Genomic DNA, 21049 nt, shown 5'->3' on the forward strand with positions numbered 1-21049 from the left:
TTTCCTTCCAAGCCGCCGATTCCGACGAGGTCAACGCCCCGGGCGCTGCAGACGAGCGATCAGGTCGTCGAGTTGCTCCAATGTCGTGTAGTGCAGGACCAAGTCGCCGGCTTCGCCCTTGTGATTGATTGAAACCTTCAAACCAAGCGCTGCCTGCAGTTCCCGCTCCAACTCAATCGTGTCGGCATCCTTTTCGACCGCGCTGCGTACCTTCTTGAGCGTCTTGCCGGGCTGCTTGATCGCTTGTGCCAGCCGCTCCGTCTCTCGCACGGACAGGCCCTGCGACGCAATGCGCTTGGCAATCGCCAGCGGATCTGGAGCGCCGATCAAGGCGCGTGCGTGCCCCGCGCTGATGGTCCCCTCTTCGATCATGCCTTTTACCGCATTTGGCAGGGACAAGAGCCGCAAGGCATTGGCGATGTGGCTGCGGCTTTTCCCGACCACCCGGGCGATGGCTTCCTGACTGTTGCCGAAATCACTCTGGAGGCGACGGTAACCCTCCGCCTCTTCTATCGCATTGAGGTCCTGACGCTGGACGTTCTCTACGATGGCAATTTCCAAGGTTTGCGCATCGTCGAAATCGCGCTGGATGACCGGAACCTCGTGCAGCTGCGCGCGCTGCGCAGCCCGCCAGCGCCGCTCACCCGCCACGATCTCAAAGCGGTTCTTCTTTGTCGCGTGCGGTCGTACTAGTATAGGCTGTAAAAGGCCGTTTTCTTTTATGGACTGCGCCAGGGCATCCAGCGCATCTTCGTCGAAATTGTGGCGCGGCTGAAACGGGCTGGCCTCCAGATGCTCAACGGGAACGAGCTGGCCTGTGCGCGGCGTTGAGGCCGGGGCTGCGGAGGCGCCTTTCTTGCTACTTTTCTTGGGTTCCGCCGCCTCGGCTTCGCGGACGGCCGACTCTGCGCCTTCCTCGTTGAAGAGCGCTGCCAATCCACGCCCTAAACCGCGTTTCTTCGGTGTCTGCGCCATCGTACCACCCCCTTTTTTACAGTGCCGCCGCTGGCTTGCGGAAGCGCTCGCCATCCCGCTTCAAAACCTCCGCGGCCAGCTTTATGTAGGCTTGTGATCCCTGGCAGCGCCAATCATACAGCAGGGCCGGCAAGCCAAAAGACGGCGCCTCCGACATGCGCACGTTGCGCGGTATAACTGTTTTGAAAACAAGATCGCCGAAATACTCACGTACATCGTCGGCAACCTGATCCGATAGATTGTTGCGACGATCGTACATGGTCACGGCGATGCCGTGCAGTTTCAACTCTGGATTGTATAGCTGCTTCACGCGCTCGACGGTTTGCATTAAGTGGCTTAGCCCCTCCAGGGCGTAGAACTCGGCCTGCAAAGGAACCAATAAACCGTCCGCCGCAACCAATGCATTTAACGTAAGAAGACCCAATGCCGGCGGGCAATCAATCAGAATATAATCGAAATCTCTTAACACGCTATGAAAGGCGTCCTTCAGTCGATAGACGCGTCTCTCGGTCTCCACCAACTCCAACTCAGCGCCGGAGAGATCCGAGGACGACGGCACCAACGACAGCCTTGGCACTTTCGTCGGCGTGACGGCATCGGCCATTACCATGTCATCGAGCAGCACGCGATAAATGTCCCGTTGCCGATGGGCGCGATCGATGCCCAGTCCGGTGCTGGCATTTCCCTGTGGGTCCAAGTCGATGATGAGCACCTTCTTGTGGCAAGCAGCCAGTGCGGTTGCGAGATTTACAGCGGTCGTCGTCTTTCCGACCCCACCCTTCTGATTGGCTATGGCGAGTACCCGTGCCCGTTTATCCTGGTCGATGGTTTTCTGATCACGAGACACGGGCAAGATCCCCTATTTCCAATATGATCGCCTCGTCGCTGCTCTTGCTACGATGGCGCTTGACCTTCATCTTCCATTCTGTTGCCGCCGCGGTCAATTCCTGCTCTGCTTCGCGACCCTTCAAAAAAAGAGAAATTCCGCCTTGTTGTAAAAATGGTGCAGCATAGCCAAGAAGCTTCGGCAGGGGTGCCAGGGCCCGGGCGGTTACAACCGGCACCGTGAAGGGCGTCAGCGCTTCGATGCGATCATTGTGGAAGACCGTCGGTGCGCCTGTTTCACGTGAAACATGCCGCATGAAAGTTACTTTTCGCTGGTCGGCCTCAATCAGATGAACCTCTCTTGCCCCCATGATCGACAGCACCAACCCGGGAAACCCGGCGCCGCTTCCCAGGTCCACAATTCTTTGCGACGGCGCATCGCCCGGCAACAGGGACCACAATTGCGCCGAATCCAGAAAATGGCGGCGCCAGGGATCCTTTAGGGTCTCGCGACCGACAAGATTGATCGCTTTGTTCCACCGCTGCAGCAAATCCAAGTAGGTTTGCAGCTTTTCCATTGTTTCACGTGAAACACCGGCAAGGTCTGAAAATTCTTCCGGCGTCATTGGGGGCGCCATTTCCCGCGTCCTCAGGCCGCTGTTTGCTTGCGACGAACAAACCGCAGCAAAGCCACGGCCGCGGCGGGCGTCATGCCGGGCAGCCTGGAGGCGGCGCCCAAAGTTGCCGGACGGGCCCGGGATAAGAGCTGCTGAATTTCCTTGGAAAGACTTGGTATGGACAGGAAGTCCAGATCTTGCGGCAGAACCAAGGATTCATCCTTGCGGAACGACCGGATGTCGGCATCTTGCCGTTCCAAATAGCCCGCATAGTGGGCATCGATCTCGATCTGTTCCGCGACATCCCCTTTGAGCTCACCCAGCTCCGGCCAAACCGCCGTCAATCGCTCCAGGGTGATATCCGAATAGCGAAGCAGATCGAAAGCACTGCGCCTCTGGCCGTCACGATTCACTTCGATCCCATATTTCGCGAGCGCGTCCGGAGTCACCTTCAAGCTCTCGACCAACGCACGGCCCGCGGCCAAACGCAGCTGCTTCTGCGACCAGGCGGCTTGCCGCCCCGTCCCTACACATCCCCAGGCAATGCCCAAATCCGTGAGTCGCTGGTCCGCGTTATCAGCACGCAGCCGAAGCCGATACTCCGCCCGGCTAGTGAACATCCTATAGGGCTCGGTCACACCGCGGGTCACAAGATCGTCAATCATCACGCCCGTATAGCCTTGCGCGCGGTCAATCACGGCACCATCGTGTTGTTCGCCGCCACAATTGAGCGACGCATTGATCCCAGCCATCAGACCTTGTGCCGCCGCCTCTTCATAACCTGTCGTACCATTGATCTGTCCTGCCAGGTAAAGCCCTGGAATCTTTCGCGTTTCCAAGGTCGGCATCAATTCCCTTGGGTCAACGTAATCATACTCTATCGCATACCCTGGCTGCAGTATCTCCGCCCGTTCCAACCCGGGAATTGTGCCCAGAAGAGCAACTTGAACCTCCATCGGCAGAGACGTTGAGATACCATTTGGATAAACCGTATGGTCGTCCAGCCCTTCAGGTTCCAGAAAGATCTGATGATGATGCTTGTCAGCGAACCGAACAACTTTATCCTCGATCGATGGGCAATAGCGCGGGCCCACACTTTCGATCTGCCCCGAATAAATCGGCGCGCGATGCAGATTCGCCCGGATGATGCTGTGAGTGCGATCGCTGGTGTGCGTAATAGCGCAATTAACCTGCGGCGTCGTAATCCTGCGCGTCATGGTCGAGAAGGGCACTGGCGGGCTGTCCCCTTCCTGTTTCTCCAAACCGTCCCAATCTATCGTTCGTCCATCGAGGCGCGGCGGCGTCCCGGTCTTCAGGCGCCCCAGCGAAAAACCGAACCGTGCGAGTGTCTCGGACAACCCTACAGCCGGCTTTTCTCCCAACCTGCCGGCGGGAAAGCGCGTCTCGCCCCGGTGTATGACTCCTTTCAGGAACGTGCCGGTTGTCAGGACCACCGCACCGGCATACACCGTCCTTCCGTCACCCAACAATACGCCCCTGCACCGGCCTGAATCCGACAGAAGCAGGTCTTCAACCCCTGCACCCAGCGTATCAAGGCCCTCCTGATCGGCCAGCAGCGCTTGAACGGCTTCACGATATAGCCGCCGATCGGCCTGCGCCCTCGGTCCGCGCACGGCCGGACCCTTGCTACGGTTCAATACACGAAATTGAATGCCTGCGCGATCGATTGCCCGACCCATCAAGCCATCCAGCGCATCGATTTCCCGAACGAGATGCCCTTTCCCAAGCCCGCCTATTGCGGGATTACAAGACATGACACCGATGGTTTCTGGCTTATGAGTTACCAGCAGCGTACGCGCGCCAATACGCGCTGCCGCCGCAGCAGCCTCACAGCCGGCATGGCCGCCACCGACAACGATCACATCATATGAAAGAGTCCGCTTCATGCCGCCTAGATAAGGCAGTCCGCCATCGCTGTCAAAACCGGCGTGCGATGAAACCATCACAATGTTTCACGTGAAACATAGAACTCAAACCCACCGACAACTTTACCGCGTTCATTTACCTATGCAGAAATCGCGAAATATCACATCGAGCAAGTCTTCGACATCGACCCGCCCGAGCAGCCGCCCCAACGTTCGTAGGGCAATCCGCAGCTCCTCCGCCTGCAACTCTACCTCAGCGCGCGGATCGAAGCGTCTGAGTGCGACAACACAGTCCCTCAGGCATTGCTCATGCCTCAATCGAGAAAATCCCGGGGCCGCAAGAGCGTCGCTCAGCTCGGCTCTCAAGCGCTTTTCAAGGGCCGCTTCCAGGGCATTAAATCCGGCCCCTGATACCGCAGAGATGCAGATAGTTTCCGGCGCTATACCCGACTGCCACTGAAGAAGCGACGCATCCGGCTCCGAAACCAAATCGGCTTTGTTCAGCAGCACCAAGGATTTCTCACTTAGCAAACCCAAGGTCTCGCGATCGAGCTCCGGAAAATCCCGCAGGTCGAACACGCCGAGCAGAAAATCCGCGGAGCTAGCCCTATCTCGACTGCGCCGAATACCTTCACGTTCAATCGGGTCAAGCTCGCCCGCTTCCGCCTCCCTCAGTCCGGCCGTATCCGCAACGGTCACCGGAAATCCAGAGAGCGACAAATGCACCTCCACCACATCGCGCGTGGTGCCCGCAATCTCTGACACAATAGCTGCGTCTCTTTTTGCTAACCTATTGATAATACTAGATTTTCCAGCATTAGGGGGGCCAATGATGGCGATCATAACTCCTTCACGAAGCCGTCGGGCAGAAAGCCCGCTCGCGAGGGCGCCCTCAATCTCCAGAGCAAGTTTCTCCACCTCACGGGCATGCCCTGCAACCAGATTCTCGGGCAAATCCTCGTCGGGAAAATCGATCCAGGCCTCAATCTCCGCGAGGAGTTTTACCAAACGAGTCTGCCAAGCCTGTACCTTGGCCGACAACCCCCCCTCCAACTGGCGAAGGGCTTGACGCCGCTGTGCTTCGGTCTCCGCCGTAATCAGGTCCGCCAGGCCCTCGACCGCCGTCAAATCGAGGAGACCATTGTCGAAGGCACGACGTGTGAATTCCCCGGGCTCGGCGGGGCGTAGGCCGGGAAAGGCGGCAAGCGCGGCAAGCGCGGCATCGAGCACCGCCCGTCCGCCGTGCAAATGCAGCTCGAAAACGTCTTCACCGGTAAAGCTAGAGGGTGCCGGAAACCAGAGGACCAGGCAGCGATCAATGGTGATGCCGTCTCTTGGGTCGACCACCGCTGTCAAAAGCGCCCGGCGCGGTTGCGGCAATCCCTTGCCGCCGAGCATCGCGCCCAAGGCCTCACCGGCCCGCGGGCCCGACGTTCGGACAACCGCTATGCCTGCACGACCGGCCCCGCTCGACATCGCAAAAATGGTATCGCTAACCATGCTTCCAAGGCGCCTATACGCCACCCCTGAAATCCTGATGTCCGGAAATCCGCCGCTACTTCGGCCCGTCTTCAGGGCGCAAAAGAAGGCGCTCCACCCGACCGCCGCCGATTACATGTTGCTGAAGGATCTCGTCCACGTCTTCGAGTGTGTCATAACGATACCAGATCCCTTCGGGATAAATGACCATCACCGGCCCCAGTTCACAACGGTCAAGGCAGCCCGACTGATTGATCCGAACCCCATCAAGACCCAATTCCTTGGCGCGCGCTTTCATGTAGTTCCGCAAACGCACACTGCCTCTTTCCTTACAGCAGCCTCTCGGGTGCCCTTCCGGGCGCTCGTTGATGCAACAGAATACATGACAGCGGTAATATGCCGCCGCATCGCCAGGCCTACTGCGGCCTGGATCAACACTCTTCATTACTTGTCCTTCTTCTTGTCCGCCGGCGTGCCTGTCGCACCCGCCATCTGTTTCCAAAACGCCTGCTGAATGGACTCCAATCCCTGCAATCCGGCTGGCAACCACGTCTTGAAAAGCTGCTCTGGCTCCATCGCATGCAAACTGCTGGTCATGCTACGTTCGATTTCTTTCATCAGCACAGCCTGCATCGGCGCAACATCGGGAAGTCCTAGAAAACTGCGCGCTTCCTCGGGTGTGCAATCGATGTCGATCTTGATCTGCATAACTTCAAGCCCCCTCTTTCCACCTAAGTCGGCTAAAAATAGCATCCCACCCTATTTTACGGTTGTTTCCGGACCACAGCGGCCAAAAATAGGTTGAGTAGGCAGACCTTAGCCGCCGTGCGGTCGCTTCGGCAACGCCGGACCGCCATTCGAAGACGAAGAAGGAACCCGATGCAACAAAACCGCCTTGCCGGCGAAACCAGCCCTTATCTGCTGCAGCACCAGCACAATCCGGTCGACTGGCACCCTTGGGGCCCTGAAGCCTTGGCGCTGGCAAAGCAAACCGGCAAGCCGATCCTGCTTTCCGTTGGCTATGCGGCTTGCCATTGGTGTCACGTCATGGCCCACGAATCCTTCGAGAACGAAGCTATCGCCAGTGTGATGAACGAGCATTTCATCAACATCAAGGTCGACCGCGAGGAACGGCCCGACCTCGACGCCATTTACCAAAATGCCCTGGCGGTTCTGGGCGAACACGGCGGCTGGCCGCTGACCATGTTCCTAACGCCCGCGGCGGAGCCCTTCTGGGGCGGCACTTACTTTCCGCCTGAGCCCCGTTACGGTCGAGCGGGCTTCCCGCAAATACTGCAGGCTGTCTCCGCAGCCTATGTCAACGACACCGACAGAATCACAACTAATGTTCAGGCCATCGGTCAGGCCCTCGAGCGCCTTGCAAACCCGGCCCCTGGCGGTGCCATCACGGACGCCGAGCAACAGCAGATGGCACACCGGCTGCTGCGCGAAATGGATCCAGTGAACGGCGGGCTAGGGCGGGCTCCAAAATTTCCTCAGCCAACGGCCCTGACACTGCTATGGCGTCAGTGGCAAAGAAACAGCGACACCGCCTGCCGCGATGCGGCGCTTCTGACGCTCACGCGCATGAGTCAGGGCGGTATCTACGACCATCTCGGCGGCGGTTATGCTCGCTATTCCGTAGACGAGCGTTGGCTGGCGCCGCATTTCGAGAAGATGCTTTATGACAATGCCCAACTCCTAGATTTGCTTACCTTGGCTCATCTGGAAACCGGGTCTCCGCTCTTTGCTCAGCGGCGAGAGGAGACGGTTTCCTGGTTGCTGCGCGAGATGATAGCCGAAGACGCGAACGGCCAGCCCACCGGCGCCTTTGCGGCAACCCTGGACGCGGACAGTGAGGGTGAGGAGGGGCGATTCTACGTTTGGCAGGAATCGCAAATCGATGACCTGTTGGAGCCGGATGACGCCGCGCTTTTTAAGCGGGTCTACGATGTCGGCGCGACCGGCAACTGGGAAGGCAAAACCATTCTCAACCGGCTCCACTCCACCGACTGGCTGGGCCAGGAGGAGGAAGACCGCCTGCTCGCCATGCGGCAGAAACTGCGCCAAGCCCGCGACCAGCGTGTTTGGCCCGGTTGGGACGACAAAGTGCTCAGCGATTGGAACGGCCTGATGATCGCGGCTCTCGCCAGGAGCGGATTTGCCGCCGAGCGGCAGGATTGGCTAAATGCCGCACGGAAGGCTTTCGAGTTTATCGCCACGACCCTTGATGAAAATGGCCGTTTGTTTCATTCCTGGCGGCGAGGCGTCAGAAAACACAAAGGAACACTGGACGACCACGCCAACATGATCGACGCGGCTCTAGCGCTTTATCAAATCGATTCTGATCCACGCTACTTGGACCAGGCACTTATTTGGGTTGCTTCGGTCGAGGCGCACTTTCGTGATAACGCAAAGGGTGGGTTCTTCACCACCGCCGCCGACGCCGATGATTTGATCGTGCGTGCCAAGAATGCCCACGATACAGCGACACCTTCGGGAAACGGCGTAATGGTGCGCAACTATGCTCAGCTTTTCCACTTGACCGGCAAGGATGCCTATCGGCAAGCCGCAGCCACCTGCATTGCCGCTTTTACCGGCGAGCTCGAGCGAAATTTTTTCGCCCTTTGCAGCCTGATAAACGGATCCGATCTACTCAATCACGCTATCCAAGTGGTGGTGGTCGGCAGCCCCGGCGCGCCCGCGACAAAGGCGCTTATGGACATTGTGCGGCGCAGTGGCGACTCCGACATTGTTCTCCAGCAGATATCGCCCGGATTCAACCTACCGCCGGAACATCCGGCAGCCGGCAAAAGCCCCTCCGATGACAGACCCCTTGCATTCGTTTGCCGTAATCAGACCTGTTCGCTGCCGATGCATGATCCCGCGGCGCTGGAATCGGCGCTTGGAGATTAGCCATGCATCCAGCCCAAGCCACCTTTGCTAGCCCGCTGGGTCCGATTACGGTCCAGGCTGTGGATGGTGCGATCATACGCCTTTATTGGTCTAGCAAGGCATCAGCAAGCCCTGAAAAGAGCGGCGATCACAGCCTTGAGCCACTCTTTGAAAAAACCCGCGAACAGCTGGAGGCCTACTTTGCCGGAACACTTCGGAACTTCGACCTTCCCCTCGCCCCCACGGGTTCCCGTTTTCAGCAACGCGTATGGGAAGCCCTTTACGCCATTCCCTATGGACAAACGCGCAGTTATGGCGAAATAGCCGCAGCGACATCTTCCGTTGCGCGCGCCGTCGGCGGCGCTTGCGGCGCCAACCCTATACCCATCGTCATACCCTGCCACCGCGTGCTTGCAAGCAATGGAAAGCTGACCGGGTTTTCCGCAGCCGGTGGCGTCCGCGACAAACAGCTGCTCCTTGATCTCGAAGCCGGGCGCCCTGGACTGCCGCTCGGCTGACAAGCTTGCACCGGGGGGCTAGACTTCCCCTGGAAACACATGACCACGACAACGACATTTAGAGGATCTGGACCCATGACCAAGATGACCGTTTCCTGTCCCGACGGTGCGTTTTCCGCCTATCTCGCTCTTCCAACCAAAACCCCTGCACCTGCCATCCTGGTTATTCAGGAGATTTTCGGCGTCAATCGCGTCATGCGCGACATCTGTGATAACCTCGCCGCGCAGGGCTACATCGCCTGCTGTCCAGACCTATTCTGGCGTATCGAGCCCGAAGTCGATATCACCGATAAAACCGAGGCAGAGTGGAACAAAGCCTTCGAACTGTTTGGGAAATTCGACCCGGACAAAGGAACGGAAGACCTCAAGGCCACATTGGCATCGCTCCGTGATCACCCAGCCAGCACGGGCAAGGTCGGTTCGGTCGGTTACTGCCTTGGCGGGAAGATGGCCTTTCTGATGGCCGCGCGCTCGGATGCCGACTGCAATGTCAGTTACTACGGCGTCGGTCTTGATGAATTGCTCGGCGAGGCCGGAAGCATCTCCAAGCCGCTCCTGATGCACATGGCCTCCGAGGATCAATTCGTTCCCAAGGACGCTCAGGTCAAAATCCGCGAGGGTTTGAAGGGCCACCCGAACGTCACCCTTCATGTCTACGAAGGGAACGATCATGCCTTTGCCCGCGAAGGCGGCGCCCATTACGACGCACAGGCCGCAGCAGCCGCGAATGCGCGAACCGCGGCCTTCTTCAAGCAACAGCTTTCCTGAAACCAATCTAATCGAGGCATAAAACACATGGTAAAAGCGATCATCATCAAAGAAACCGGCGGCCCCGAGGTCATGTCCTATGAAACGGTGGACCTCGGCGACCCGGGCCCGGGCGAGGTGCGGGTTAAGCATGCCGCTGTCGGCCTCAACTATATCGACGTCTACCACCGCAGCGGGCTTTATCCGGTCCAACCGCCCCTGGTCCTGGGCCTGGAGGGCGCAGGCACTGTCGAAGCTCTCGGCGAGGGCGTCACGCAGTTCAAGGAAGGCGACCGGGTGGCCTATGCAAATCCGCCGCTGGGCGCCTACTCCCAAGCCCGCAACATGCCTTGGCACAGGTTGGTCAAGTTACCCGACAGCATCGATTTCCAGACCGGTGCCGCCATGATGCTGCAGGGCATGACGGTGGAGTATCTCATCCGCCGTACCTTTCGGGTCGAGACTGGCCAGACCGTTCTGTTCCATGCCGCCGCCGGTGGCGTCGGGCTGATCGCCTGCCAGTGGCTCAAGAAACTGGGCGCGACCGTGATCGGCACCGCCGGGTCGCCCGAAAAGATGGCGCTGGCCAAGGCCCACGGCGCTGATCACATGATCAACTATCGTGAGGAGAATTTTGTCGAGCGCGTCAAGGAACTGACCGGCGGCAAGGGCGTCCCCGTGGTTTACGACGGTGTGGGCAAGGATACCTGGGAAGGGTCGCTTGACTGCCTTTCGCCGCGCGGTCTATTGGTGAACTTCGGCAACGCTTCCGGCGGTATTTCCCAATTCAACCCGGGTACGCTGGCGGCAAAGGGCTCCTTGTATCTGACCCGACCAACTCTGATGACCTACACCGCCTCACGAGAGGATCTGGTGGAGAGCGCGACGGCACTCTTCGACGTGGTCACCAGCGGCGCGGTCAAGATCGAGGTCAACCAGACCTATCCGCTTGCCGAGGCCGTTCAGGCGCACCGCGATCTGGAAGGGCGCAAAACCACCGGCTCTACGGTTTTCCTGCCCTGATCTCAGTGAATCGCAGGGCCCCGCCTGAAATCGCCTGGCGGGGCCCTACATCCCGACCAACCTCAATCGATCGTGTAGCCGTAAGCTTCTATGGAGGGCTGAAGTATCGGGAGCAGCGGCGAAAGCTGTTCTTCGTAGCGGTGCCAGCGGCCGCTTGCGTGGCTGTAGATCGGCTGTGTGACCTGTTCGTAGCTGGGCGTGGCAATATGGCGTGCCTTTGCCGTCGCGACGTGATCGAGGACGGAAGCCTGCCAGGGCAGCTCCAGGAATGTCAGCAGCTTGCGCGCCTGGCCCTCGGTGTCGGTCACCAGGTCCTCGTAGCGCAACCGGTGCAGCGGTAAACTCAACAGCGTCTCATAACGGCGGCCCAAAGCCATAACCCGCGCATAGAGCTTTGCGGCATCCTCCAGATTCAAGAAATGCGCCATTGCATTGTTGAGCTGAAACTGTTGCATGAAGCAGCTCAAGACCACATCACAAGGGTGCCGCAAGGCCATGATAACCTTTGACTGCGGGAAAAGACGCATGATCAAGGGCAGGTCAAGCAGGTTGAAGGGAAACTTGTCGACCCGGATCGCCGTTGTTCCCGTACAGCCTGATTGGGCAAGGGCCTCCTTCAAAGCATCGGAATAGAGCGTTCTCAAACGCCCCGCGTCCTTTACCGACAGCGTCGAAAGCCGCTCCGGATAACCCGGGTCGCCGCTATCCATTTTCTTGCGCAGGGATTCCAACAGCGGCTGCTCTTCAATCACCTCGATGTCGGAGTGACCGCTTAGAATCTGATCCAGCAAAGTCGTGCCCGAGCGGGGGAATCCGACCAGAAACACCGGGTCCCGCAACCAATCGTCGGGCTGCGCCAAGGGCTGCCAACCGGCCACCCATTCGGCGGTGACGGTTTCTTCGAGCTTTGCAATGCGCTCCAGAAAACGCTCCTTGCGCGTTGCCCGGCCGATCACCGTCTCGGACTGCAGACGGTTTCCTTCAGAAAAGGCTGCGAAGGCGTCCGCCGGACGGTCCATTTCGTCGTACAGCCGGCCCAACTGGAAGGGCCGCTCATAAGCGAAATCGCCGGTCGCCTTCATGCCTTCCAGCATTGCGACCGCCTCGTCCTTGCGGCCAAGCCTCCGGTACAGACGGGCTGTCGTCAAAAGGACGCCGGGATGATCGGGTACTTTCTTCAGGGCGATGGACGCGACGGACTGCGCCGACTCCAGACGGCTGGCTCGCTCCAGAACCAAAAGCTTCTGATAGAAAGCCGATCCGAAACCGGGATGGGCAGCCAGCGCCTTGTCCAACGCTGCCAGCGCTTCGTCGGTGCGCCCCAGATCCCGCAGGCAGATACCGCGACTGACTTGAACTTGCGGGTTGTTTGGTTGACCGGCGGCGGCCTTATCGAAGCTTGCCAAGGCGTCGCCCGGCTTGCCCCGCTCCAACAGGATCGACCCCAATGTTGCGTGCAGCATCGCCGTCGCCGCGGGGTCGCGCCCGGCCCCGGCCAGCGCCTTTCGGATAACCTGCTCAGCGGTAACGGCCTCTCCGCAAAGGCGCAACGCGGTGGCAAGATTGTTCTGTAAGGCGAGGGCCTGTGGTGCTTTCTTTGCGGCCTTTTTCAGAGGCTCGAGCGCCTCGGCGGCACGACCCTGGCGCAGTCTTAGCTCACCAAGGGCGGCAAGCAATTCGACATGGCCGGGGACGGATTCCAGCGCGGCGGCGACAACCGCTTCGGCCTCTCCGGTTCGGCCCTCGCGCAGCAAATCACCGGCACGGGAAAGGGCCGAGCTGGGCTCCAACCCCCCGAAAGGTGGCCCGCCGTCTCCCTCTTTGCCGCGTTCAACCATCCTCGGTTCACCTGCTCCCCTCGCCTGCCTGCACGGTCAATCTGCAACCGAGAAAGGCACACCCGGGAAGCTACTGATTCATGCTGTCGAAGAAGTCTGCATTGTTCTTCGATTGCTTGAGCTTGTCCACGAGGAACTCCATCGCGTCCGTCACGCCCATCGGCATCAGGATACGCCGCAGCACCCACATTTTGGAGAGCGTGCCCTTGTCGACGAGCAACTCTTCCTTACGAGTGCCGGACTTGCCGATGTCGATCGCCGGGAAGGTCCGCTTGTCGGCAAGCTTGCGATCGAGGACCAGTTCGGAGTTACCCGTACCCTTGAACTCTTCAAAGATAACCTCGTCCATGCGGCTACCGGTGTCGATCAGGGCGGTGCCGATGATCGTCAGGCTGCCGCCTTCCTCGATGTTTCGCGCCGCGCCAAAGAACCGCTTGGGACGCTGTAGTGCGTTGGCGTCCACGCCACCGGTCAAAACCTTGCCCGAGGACGGCACGACGGTGTTGTAAGCGCGCGCCAGACGGGTGATCGAATCCAGCAGGATCACCACATCCTTCTTATGCTCGACCAGGCGCTTGGCTTTCTCGATCACCATCTCGGCAACCTGCACGTGACGCTGCGCCGGTTCGTCGAAGGTCGAGGACACCACTTCACCCTGGACCGAACGATCCATGTCGGTCACTTCTTCCGGGCGCTCGTCGATGAGCAGCACCAAGAGATAGACCTCGGGATGATTGGCCGCGATGGCTTTCGCTAGGTTTTGCAGGATCATCGTCTTACCAGTACGCGGCGGCGCCACGATCAAGGCGCGCTGCCCCTTGCCGAGCGGCGCCACCAGATCGATCACCCTTGGCGTCATGTCCTTGATGGTCGGGTCTTCGATCTCAAGGGTGAGCTTCTGATCGGGATAGAGCGGCGTCAGGTTGTCGAAGTTAATGCGGTGACGGGTTGCATCGGGCGGGTCGAAGTTGATGGTGTTGACCTTCAAGAGCGCAAAGTAGCGCTCTCCATCCTTTGGCGAACGGATTTGCCCCTCGACCGTATCGCCGGTGCGTAAACCAAAACGACGGACCTGGCTTGGGCTCACATAGATGTCGTCCGGACCCGGCAGGTAGTTGGCCTCCGGCGAGCGCAGGAACCCGAAGCCGTCCTGCAGCACCTCCAAGACGCCCGATCCATAAATCGCCACGTCGTTTTCGGCCATCTGTTTAAGGATCGCGAACATCATGTCCTGACGGCGCAGGTTGCTCGCGTTCTCGATCTCCAACTCTTCGGCAAAAGCCAGAAGTTCAATCGGAGTTTTCTCTTTAAGTTCTTGGAGGTTCATGGTTTTGAGCGATCTTGCTATGTGGGGGCTGGAAGCTGGAAACCTCTTTGAGGGGTTTCAGGTCATTGAAGGGGGGGTGTCTTGTGCAGGCGCTTGGGACAAGGAAGTGGAACGGAAGCCCGCTCTTTGAATATTGTCGATGATCTCGCGTGGTTTTACTCTGTCACGTGGGAAAGCCGCCAGCGATCAGCGGAAGAAGACTTGCAGGCGGTCATAACGCAAAACAGGGGTTCAGGTCAACTATTTGAAAAGGGAGGAAGCAGCTTCAACAATCAAAGGCATGGTCAAAAGGGCTTCACGATCACCAGGATGACAATGATCGCCATCACCACGGCGGGAACCTCGTTCATGATCCGGTAGAACCGGGGCGAGCGTTCGTTGGCATCCCGCTCGAAATCCTTGCGCCAGCGACCATAGAGGTGGTGGAGGTGGGTCAAGACCAGGATTAGAAGCGCCTTGGCGTGAAACCAAGGCTCCCGCCAGGCTTCCAGATCGACCATCAAGAGCAAGCCGAAGATCCAGGTGGCGATCATCGCCGGGTTCATGATCCCGCGCAGCAAGCGGCGTTCCATGACCTTGAAGGTTTCGGATTGGGTCGAGCCCTTCTCGGCGTCGCAATGATAGACGAACAGGCGCGGAAGATAGAGCAGGCCAGCCATCCAGGCGATGACCGAGATGACATGGATCGCCTTGAACCAAAGGAAGCCAGCCCCAAGAATTTCCGACATCTTCCAAACACCTCACAATTCTTTGTCCCCGACTTGCCGCCGGAGATTTAAAGCCAGCCGCTCAACTCACGTTCGATCAAACCCTCAAGAAAATCCATGTGGTCGTCTCGCGTATTGAGACAGGGCACATAGCAAAATTCCTCACCCCCTGCAGCCAGGAAGGTTTCCTTGAGACCAATCGCCACCTCCTCCAGTGTTTCGAGGCAATCAGCGGCAAAGCCGGGACTCAGGATAGCCAGACGCTTTATTCCCTCCCCGGCAAGCTGCTTCACCGTATCGTCGCTATAGGGCTGAAGCCAGGCCTTCGGGCCAAACCGCGACTGGAAGGTGACTCTCAGCCTATCCTCGCTCCAACCCAGCGCCTCGCGAAGCAGTCGCCCGGTCTTTTGGCAGTGGCAATGATAGGGATCGCCCTTCTCAAGACATTCGCGCGGCAAACCGTGAAAGGAGGCCAGGACGACTTCCGGTTCCCAGGAGAGCGATTCCAACATGCCTTGTAACGACGCAACCAGGGCTGAAATGTAGGCCGGATCGTCATGGTATGGCGGCGTGACCCGTAGCGACGCTTGCCAGCGCTGTTTCATGAGGACACGAAAGGCTTCATCGCAGGCCGTGGCTGTCGTTGCAGCGCTGTATTGAGGATAAAGCGGCAACAGGAGAATTCGTCTGCAACCGCTCTCTATCAGGCTTCCAATTTCGGATTTCAGTGACGGCACGCCATACCGCATGGCCCAGCGCACCTGAACGCTTGGATACTTTTCGCCTAGCCTGCCGGCCAGGGCATCGTTCTGCTCACGGGTGATACGCCGCAGCGGGCTCTCATTCGTCTCACGGTCCCAGATAGCGTCATAGGCGCGGCCGCTTTTCCCGGGACGAACTGTGAGAATGATACCCTGGAGGATCGGCTGCCAAAGCCAGGGCGAAAGCTCTATGACACGGCGATCGCTAAGGAATTCCGACAGATAGCGCCGAACAGACCAATAATCGGTCGCCGCAGGCGTTCCGAGATTGACCAACAAGACGCCAATTCCTGGCTCAGGCAGGTCTGGATGACCTTGCGGCCAAACCTCTCGTACGTAACCCTTCATATCACCATCAGTCCTTCCCGCCCGACCAGCCTTTCACCAACTCCACCAACCGGGCGACATGATCGGGCGGTGTCTCGGGAACGACGCCGTGACCAAGATTGAAGATGAAAGGTCTGCCGGAAAGCTCCTCTAGCACTGCAAGGGCCGCCTCTTCCATCGCAGTCCCTCCCGCAACCAAGTAAATGGGATCAAGATTACCTTGTAGCACAACGTTTCGATCAAGAGTCTCCGCGGCCCACCGGCAGGATAATCCACTATCAAGTGAAAGCCCCTGTGCGCCGCTGTGTGTCGCAAAATCCCGGTAGAACTCCCCGGCACCACGAGGAAACAATATGATCGGCACATTCGGATGGCGCTCGCGCACTACCGCAACGATCCTTGTCAGGGGATCCAGCGACCAACGTTTCAAGGCAGCAGGCGGCAGGGCGCCCGCCCAGGAATCAAAAATCTGCAACGCCTCGGCGCCCGCCTGGACCTGAGCGCAAAGGTGCGCCACCACGGCATCCTCAAGCAGGCTAATGAGCTTTCCAAAACCATCCGGATTGGAAAACGCCCAGGTTTTCGCCCGCGTGAATTGTTTACTGGTTCCGCCCTCGATCATGTAGGTCGCCAATGTCCAGGGAGCGCCGGAGAAGCCGATCAAGGTTGTTTCCGGGGGCAGTGCCGCCCGCAAACCTCTCACGGCCTCGTAGACCGGGCTCAGGCGCTCGGTCATTCCCTCCGGTTTCAATCGATCAATCGCACCAAGGGTCTCCAGAGCATCAAGCCGCGGACCTGAACCCGCTTCGAACCAAACCTTCTGGCCCAATCCATCGGGTATCACGAGAATATCCGAGAACAGGATTGCCGCATCAAAACCGAAACGTCGGATCGGCTGCAACGTTACTTCCACGGCAAACTCCGGCGTATAGCAAAGATCCAGAAAGGATCCGGCGGTCTTCCGTGTCGCCAGGTACTCAGGCAGGTACCGGCCAGCCTGGCGCATCAACCATATCGGCGGTTGCTTGGCGTATTTACCGTTTAGCACGGCTAGAAGGGTCTTTTCGTTCCTATTAGCCAAAGCTTGTTCCTGTTGCTTCATAATCTTCCCTTCAACAAAGAATCCTTTTCTAAAAAAAGAAAGGTGGTTGTTGTAGTAGGGGCTGTGAATCACGGTAATTGCGAGTTGTTAGCGATTCACGCACAGCCTGATATGGACTCTCGTTTTGATGACCCCGTTTGGTGCATAAGTCTGGGGAGCGAATTTCACCGCGCTAGAAACCCTGGCGAGTCGTTGGTGTTAGTGTCGCCATGGAAAGATGGGCATGACTTGCACGAAGTAAATGCAAAGGCTGGATTTATCCAGAGCATTGTATTCTTTGCACCCAGCAGGCAGCCTTGAGGATAGCACCGCTGGCGCTGAGGGATTGTTTTGAAGCGCCTGTGCACAGACAGCGATTTGTCCCGGTAATGCACGTTTGATGGGGATAAGATTTCGGCACCATGAATGAAGTCGGTTCAATGAAGAAAAATATCGTTCGACATATGCATTTGGTGTCTGATTCTACGGGGGAAACGCTAAACTCCGTAGCCCGGGCTTGTCTGGTTCAGTTTGAGAATGTGGAGCCACGAGAGCATGTCTGGAGTTTGGTTCGCACCAAAGGACAGATGGAAAAGGTCTTGCTCGGTATCCAGGACTCCCCCGGCCCGGTGCTAATGACTGTCCTGAACGACGTCTTGCGGCAACGCCTCGTCGAGGGCTGTCGGGAAATGGGCGTTCCCTGTATCCCGGTTCTGGAGCCGGTCATACACACGCTAGGAGCCTATTTCGGAGCAACCATTAGCGGCCGTCCGGGGCTTCAACACGCGCTTGATGCCGAGTACTTCGATCGTATCGAAGCGGTCAACTATGCTCTAGGTCATGACGATGGCCAGCAGAGTGAGAAACTGGCCGAGGCCGATGTGATCCTCGTTGGCGTTTCGCGCACCTCAAAAACCCCAACCTGCATTTACCTCGCCAATCGTGGTATTCGCGCCGCCAATGTGCCGATTGTTCCTGGCCTTCCGCTTCCCGAACCGCTTTTTTCCCTGAAAAAGCCGTTGATCGTTGGGCTAACCAAGGATCCTGACCGCCTCGTACAGGTGCGCCGCAATCGTTTGCGAATAGACGAGGATCAGGATGGCGAGAGCGATTACGTGGACCCCGAAGCCGTTAGGCAAGAAGTGGCCGACGCCCGTCGGCTCTATAATCGCCAGGGGTGGCCGATCATAGATGTGTCGCGTCGCTCCATCGAGGAGACGGCCGCTGCGATTCTCTCGCTGCTCGCCAAGCATCGGGAGGTCGATGCGTCATGAGTCCCTCCGTGATACTCGCCTCCGCCAGCCGCTCCCGGCAGCGGCTGCTTGCGGACGCCGGGGTTGAGGTTGTAGCGGAACCGGCGCCGGTCGATGAAGCGGAGGTTAAGGAAGCGCTGCGCGCCGAAGGCGCCAACGCCCTACAGGTCGCGGAAACCCTGGCTGAACTTAAGGCCCGGCACGTATCCAGGCGCCATCCGGAAACCCTCGTGATCGGTGCAGATCAGATGCTGGTGTGCGAGAAGGTCTGGTTCGATAAGCCGGGCGACATGACCCAAGCGGCAGACCATCTGAGGCAACTCGCCGGGAAACGCCATGAACTCCTGACCGCCGTTTCCGTGATGCGGGGCGGCGAGGTTTTGTGGCATCATAACGATATGGCACGCCTGACAATGCGGCCGTTCAATGATGTCTTTATCAAGGATTATCTTGCTGAAGTCGGCGACCTGGCGCTGCAGTCCGTTGGCGCCTATCAGCTTGAAGGACGCGGCGCCCAGCTCTTCCAGAAAGTCGAAGGCGATTTTTTCACCATCTTGGGGTTGCCACTATTGCCTTTGCTCGATTTTCTGAGAAACCATGAGGTCGTGCCGCGATGACAGACCAGATATTGACCGGAAAGACCAAGCTGGCCGGCGTGATGGGATGGCCGGTGACACATTCTAAATCACCGCGATTACATGGTTTCTGGTTGAGGAAACATGGGCTCGACGGCGCTTACCTTCCTTTAGCCGTTCATCCCGACAACCTTGGTGCGGCTTTGTCTGCGCTACCAAAGCTCGGCTTTCGCGGGTGCAATCTAACCATTCCCCACAAGGAGGCGGCGCTCGATCTCTGTGATCGCCTGGACCCGCTCGCCCGGCGAATCGGTGCAGTGAATACGGTTGTCGTGGATGCTGAGGGGCACCTCGTCGGCAGCAATACGGATGCCTTTGGCTTTATTTCCAACCTGAAGCAAAACGCACCGGCATGGCGGGCCGGCGCGGCGCCGACGTGCGTGCTGGGCGCGGGCGGCGCGGCGCGGGCGGTGCTGGTGGGGCTATTGGACGAGGGCGTGCCGGAGGTTCGTATCGTCAATCGCACGGTCGCGCGCGCGACAGCGCTTGCCGATGAGTTTGGAAACCGCGTTCGGGTCGTGCCCTGGGGAGATTGGCGCACGGCCTTTGCTGATTGCGATCTGTTGGTGAACAGCACGGCGCTTGGCATGCAGGACCAACCGCCCCTGGAGATAGACTTGGCGGCTCTGCCGTCGACAGCTACGGTCAATGACATCGTCTACGCGCCGCTGGAGACCGCCCTGCTTGCCGCTGCGCGGATGCGTGGCAACGGAATCGTCGATGGCTTGGGCATGCTGCTACACCAAGCGCGCCCCGGTTTTGCCTCCTGGTTTGGCGTTGAACCGGAGGTGACGGAGGACCTCAGGGCCTTCGTTTTGGGAGGATAGGCCTTGGTTATCCTTGGCCTCACAGGTTCTATCGGTATGGGAAAGAGCACGACGGCCACAATGCTGCGCCGTATGGGAGTGCCCGTCCATGATGCCGATGCGGCCGTACACCGCTTGATGGCTTCGGGAGGCGCGGCGGTCGCGACTATCGAGAAGGCTTTTCCCGGCACCCGGGGCGCAAATGGTGGCATTGATCGCAAGGCGTTAGGTGCGAAGGTTTTCCAGGACCCCGCGTCACTACGTCGGCTTGAAGCTATCTTGCATCCGATGGTGCGGGCTGAAACGGCAGCCTTCTTGCGGCGGCAGGCGCGCATGCGGCATCCGCTGGTGGTGTTGGATATTCCCCTGCTTTACGAAACGGGCGCGGAGACGCGGGTGGACGCTGTTCTGGTTGTGACGGCGCCGGATTTCGTGCAGCGCGGACGGGTGCTCAAACGAACTGAGATGACCCAGGCGCGGCTGGACGCGATTCTGGCACAACAGGTCAGTGACCACGAAAAACAACGTCGTGCGGATTTCGTTTTGAAAAATGGGCTTTCCAAGGGATGGGCCTTGAAGCGTCTCAAACGTATCGTCAAATTTGCCAGGGGGCTGGAGTCGCGGCATTGGCCGCCGAAATACGGCATGGGAATGGAATAGAGGTAGGTTGGATGCGCGAGATCGTGCTGGATACGGAAACCACGGGATTCGATCCCACCGAAGGACACCGGATCGTCGAGATCGCTTGCCTGGAGTTGGTGAATCACGTGCAGACCGGGCGTCATTGGCGTCGCTTCATCAATCCCGAGCGCGACATGCCCGCCGAAGCCTTCGCGGTTCACGGTCTATCCGAAGAGTTTTTGCGACAGCACCCCAAGTTCGCCGAGGTCGCGCAGGAGTTTTTGGATTTCATTGAGGACGACAAGCTCGTCATCCACAATGCTGAATTCGATATGCGGTTTATCAACGCCGAGTTGGCGCTGCTTGAGAGGCCGCCCTTACCCTCAACTCAGGCCATTGATACGCTCCAGATTGCGCGCAAACGCTTCCCGGGCGCGCCGGCAAACCTCGATGCGCTGTGCCGCCGCTTTGGGATAGACAACTCACACAGAACGCACCACGGCGCACTCCTCGACTGCCAGCTCTTGGCGGAGGTTTATCTCGAACTAAGGGGTGGCCAGCAACAGGGATTGGCCCTGGCCAGCGTCTCGACCGTTTCTTCCGAGGTGCAAAACGCCGAGGAGCGGAGGTTTCGTGAGCCACGACACCATGCAGCCACCCAGGCTGAACGCGATGCGCACGCGCAAATGCTTGAGAAACTCAAGGACCCGCTCTGGGCTAAAAAGTAG

21 protein-coding genes are annotated in these 21049 nt (G+C 58.8%); 9 read left to right on the forward strand and 12 right to left on the reverse strand.

Going from position 1 to position 21049, the window contains the following annotated elements; all coding sequences use genetic code 11:
- Positions 1-30 precede the first annotated feature (30 nt).
- The 7 genes from FHR98_RS01435 to FHR98_RS01465 form a co-directional block, all read right to left on the reverse strand.
- On the reverse strand, positions 31-975 hold the full coding sequence (locus tag FHR98_RS01435) for a ParB/RepB/Spo0J family partition protein (protein ID WP_183414842.1): 945 nt from the start codon (positions 973-975) through the stop codon (positions 31-33).
- Positions 976-991: 16 nt separating this feature from the next.
- Positions 992-1822, reverse strand: coding sequence for a ParA family protein (locus tag FHR98_RS01440; RefSeq protein WP_322091201.1), 831 nt, complete (start codon positions 1820-1822; stop codon positions 992-994).
- On the reverse strand, positions 1812-2426 hold the full coding sequence (gene rsmG / locus FHR98_RS01445) for a 16S rRNA (guanine(527)-N(7))-methyltransferase RsmG (protein ID WP_183414843.1): 615 nt from the start codon (positions 2424-2426) through the stop codon (positions 1812-1814). Before rsmG ends, FHR98_RS01440 begins: the two co-directional genes overlap by 11 nt.
- Before the next feature lie 23 nt (positions 2427-2449).
- Positions 2450-4324 (reverse strand): tRNA uridine-5-carboxymethylaminomethyl(34) synthesis enzyme MnmG, encoded by a 1875-nt coding sequence (gene mnmG, locus FHR98_RS01450; RefSeq protein WP_183415173.1) that lies wholly within the window; start codon positions 4322-4324, stop codon positions 2450-2452.
- Between the two features lie 111 nt (positions 4325-4435).
- Positions 4436-5803, reverse strand: a complete 1368-nt coding sequence (gene mnmE, locus FHR98_RS01455) for a tRNA uridine-5-carboxymethylaminomethyl(34) synthesis GTPase MnmE (protein ID WP_183414844.1) — start codon at positions 5801-5803, stop codon at positions 4436-4438.
- Between the two features lie 55 nt (positions 5804-5858).
- A complete protein-coding gene (locus tag FHR98_RS01460; protein WP_183414845.1) occupies positions 5859-6227 on the reverse strand; it encodes a (2Fe-2S) ferredoxin domain-containing protein in 369 nt (122 codons plus the stop codon).
- A complete protein-coding gene (locus FHR98_RS01465) occupies positions 6227-6490 on the reverse strand; it encodes a DUF6489 family protein (RefSeq protein WP_183414846.1) in 264 nt (87 codons plus the stop codon). Before FHR98_RS01465 ends, FHR98_RS01460 begins: the two co-directional genes overlap by 1 nt.
- A gap of 171 nt (positions 6491-6661) precedes the next feature.
- Between FHR98_RS01465 and FHR98_RS01470 the strand changes: the two genes are divergently transcribed.
- The 4 genes from FHR98_RS01470 (at position 6662) to FHR98_RS01485 (ending at position 10965) form a co-directional block, all read left to right on the forward strand.
- Positions 6662-8698 (forward strand): thioredoxin domain-containing protein, encoded by a 2037-nt coding sequence (locus FHR98_RS01470; RefSeq protein WP_183414847.1) that lies wholly within the window; start codon positions 6662-6664, stop codon positions 8696-8698.
- Positions 8699-8700: 2 nt separating this feature from the next.
- On the forward strand, positions 8701-9195 hold the full coding sequence (locus FHR98_RS01475) for a methylated-DNA--[protein]-cysteine S-methyltransferase (RefSeq protein WP_183414848.1): 495 nt from the start codon (positions 8701-8703) through the stop codon (positions 9193-9195).
- Between the two features lie 75 nt (positions 9196-9270).
- Positions 9271-9963, forward strand: a complete 693-nt coding sequence (locus FHR98_RS01480; RefSeq protein ID WP_183414849.1) for a dienelactone hydrolase family protein — start codon at positions 9271-9273, stop codon at positions 9961-9963.
- A 27-nt stretch (positions 9964-9990) separates the two neighbouring features.
- On the forward strand, positions 9991-10965 hold the full coding sequence (locus FHR98_RS01485; RefSeq protein WP_183414850.1) for a quinone oxidoreductase family protein: 975 nt from the start codon (positions 9991-9993) through the stop codon (positions 10963-10965).
- A gap of 62 nt (positions 10966-11027) precedes the next feature.
- Here FHR98_RS01485 and FHR98_RS01490 read toward each other — a convergent pair whose 3' ends face one another.
- From FHR98_RS01490 to hemE, 5 genes are all read right to left on the reverse strand, one after another.
- Positions 11028-12803, reverse strand: coding sequence for a tetratricopeptide repeat-containing sulfotransferase family protein (locus FHR98_RS01490; protein WP_183414851.1), 1776 nt, complete (start codon positions 12801-12803; stop codon positions 11028-11030).
- Positions 12804-12873: 70 nt separating this feature from the next.
- The gene (rho, locus tag FHR98_RS01495) at positions 12874-14130 is read right to left on the reverse strand and encodes a transcription termination factor Rho (protein ID WP_183414852.1); all 1257 of its coding nucleotides are present in this window, start codon (positions 14128-14130) and stop codon (positions 12874-12876) included.
- A 284-nt stretch (positions 14131-14414) separates the two neighbouring features.
- Entirely contained in the window at positions 14415-14858 is a 444-nt protein-coding gene (gene hemJ / locus FHR98_RS01500) for a protoporphyrinogen oxidase HemJ (RefSeq protein ID WP_183414853.1), read from the reverse strand.
- A 47-nt stretch (positions 14859-14905) separates the two neighbouring features.
- Positions 14906-15946: a ferrochelatase gene (gene hemH / locus FHR98_RS01505; protein ID WP_183414854.1), complete on the reverse strand. Its 1041-nt coding sequence runs from the start codon at positions 15944-15946 to the stop codon at positions 14906-14908.
- 7 nt (positions 15947-15953) lie between these two features.
- Entirely contained in the window at positions 15954-17027 is a 1074-nt protein-coding gene (gene hemE, locus FHR98_RS01510; protein WP_183414855.1) for a uroporphyrinogen decarboxylase, read from the reverse strand.
- A gap of 419 nt (positions 17028-17446) precedes the next feature.
- Here hemE and FHR98_RS01515 point away from each other — a divergent pair, with 419 nt between their 5' ends.
- Genes FHR98_RS01515 through dnaQ form a run of 5 tightly spaced genes read left to right on the forward strand, consistent with a single transcriptional unit; the run spans position 17447 to position 21049 of the window.
- Positions 17447-18280 carry a pyruvate, water dikinase regulatory protein gene (locus tag FHR98_RS01515; protein ID WP_183414856.1) on the forward strand — a complete coding sequence of 278 codons (834 nt, stop codon included), beginning with the start codon at positions 17447-17449 and terminating at the stop codon, positions 18278-18280.
- The gene (locus tag FHR98_RS01520) at positions 18277-18876 is read left to right on the forward strand and encodes a Maf family protein (RefSeq protein WP_183414857.1); all 600 of its coding nucleotides are present in this window, start codon (positions 18277-18279) and stop codon (positions 18874-18876) included. Before FHR98_RS01515 ends, FHR98_RS01520 begins: the two co-directional genes overlap by 4 nt.
- Positions 18873-19721, forward strand: coding sequence for a shikimate dehydrogenase (locus FHR98_RS01525; protein ID WP_183414858.1), 849 nt, complete (start codon positions 18873-18875; stop codon positions 19719-19721). The genes FHR98_RS01520 and FHR98_RS01525 overlap by 4 nt, the downstream gene beginning before the upstream one ends.
- A gap of 3 nt (positions 19722-19724) precedes the next feature.
- Entirely contained in the window at positions 19725-20360 is a 636-nt protein-coding gene (coaE, locus tag FHR98_RS01530) for a dephospho-CoA kinase (protein ID WP_183414859.1), read from the forward strand.
- Positions 20361-20371: 11 nt separating this feature from the next.
- The gene (gene dnaQ / locus FHR98_RS01535) at positions 20372-21049 is read left to right on the forward strand and encodes a DNA polymerase III subunit epsilon (RefSeq protein WP_183414860.1); all 678 of its coding nucleotides are present in this window, start codon (positions 20372-20374) and stop codon (positions 21047-21049) included.

This window comes from Limibacillus halophilus (genome assembly GCF_014191775.1).
GTDB lineage: Bacteria > Pseudomonadota > Alphaproteobacteria > Kiloniellales > CECT-8803 > Limibacillus > Limibacillus halophilus.

Bases quoted from the DNA above. Each gene is read 5' to 3' on its own strand.
- FHR98_RS01515 (WP_183414856.1), top strand. From the start codon at position 17,447: ATGAAGAAAAATATCGTTCGACATATGCATTTGGTGTCTGATTCTACG.
- FHR98_RS01480 (WP_183414849.1), top strand. From the start codon at position 9,271: ATGACCAAGATGACCGTTTCCTGTCCCGACGGTGCGTTTTCCGCCTAT.
- mnmE (WP_183414844.1), bottom strand. From the start codon at position 5,803: ATGGTTAGCGATACCATTTTTGCGATGTCGAGCGGGGCCGGTCGTGCA.
- hemE (WP_183414855.1), bottom strand. From the start codon at position 17,027: ATGAAGCAACAGGAACAAGCTTTGGCTAATAGGAACGAAAAGACCCTT.
- FHR98_RS01470 (WP_183414847.1), top strand. From the start codon at position 6,662: ATGCAACAAAACCGCCTTGCCGGCGAAACCAGCCCTTATCTGCTGCAG.
- FHR98_RS01520 (WP_183414857.1), top strand. From the start codon at position 18,277: ATGAGTCCCTCCGTGATACTCGCCTCCGCCAGCCGCTCCCGGCAGCGG.
- mnmG (WP_183415173.1), bottom strand. From the start codon at position 4,324: ATGAAGCGGACTCTTTCATATGATGTGATCGTTGTCGGTGGCGGCCAT.
- hemJ (WP_183414853.1), bottom strand. From the start codon at position 14,858: ATGTCGGAAATTCTTGGGGCTGGCTTCCTTTGGTTCAAGGCGATCCAT.
- rsmG (WP_183414843.1), bottom strand. From the start codon at position 2,426: ATGACGCCGGAAGAATTTTCAGACCTTGCCGGTGTTTCACGTGAAACA.
- hemH (WP_183414854.1), bottom strand. From the start codon at position 15,946: ATGAAGGGTTACGTACGAGAGGTTTGGCCGCAAGGTCATCCAGACCTG.
- FHR98_RS01490 (WP_183414851.1), bottom strand. From the start codon at position 12,803: ATGGTTGAACGCGGCAAAGAGGGAGACGGCGGGCCACCTTTCGGGGGG.
- FHR98_RS01465 (WP_183414846.1), bottom strand. From the start codon at position 6,490: ATGCAGATCAAGATCGACATCGATTGCACACCCGAGGAAGCGCGCAGT.
- FHR98_RS01460 (WP_183414845.1), bottom strand. From the start codon at position 6,227: ATGAAGAGTGTTGATCCAGGCCGCAGTAGGCCTGGCGATGCGGCGGCA.
- FHR98_RS01525 (WP_183414858.1), top strand. From the start codon at position 18,873: ATGACAGACCAGATATTGACCGGAAAGACCAAGCTGGCCGGCGTGATG.
- dnaQ (WP_183414860.1), top strand. From the start codon at position 20,372: ATGCGCGAGATCGTGCTGGATACGGAAACCACGGGATTCGATCCCACC.
- FHR98_RS01485 (WP_183414850.1), top strand. From the start codon at position 9,991: ATGGTAAAAGCGATCATCATCAAAGAAACCGGCGGCCCCGAGGTCATG.
- rho (WP_183414852.1), bottom strand. From the start codon at position 14,130: ATGAACCTCCAAGAACTTAAAGAGAAAACTCCGATTGAACTTCTGGCT.
- FHR98_RS01435 (WP_183414842.1), bottom strand. From the start codon at position 975: ATGGCGCAGACACCGAAGAAACGCGGTTTAGGGCGTGGATTGGCAGCG.
- FHR98_RS01475 (WP_183414848.1), top strand. From the start codon at position 8,701: ATGCATCCAGCCCAAGCCACCTTTGCTAGCCCGCTGGGTCCGATTACG.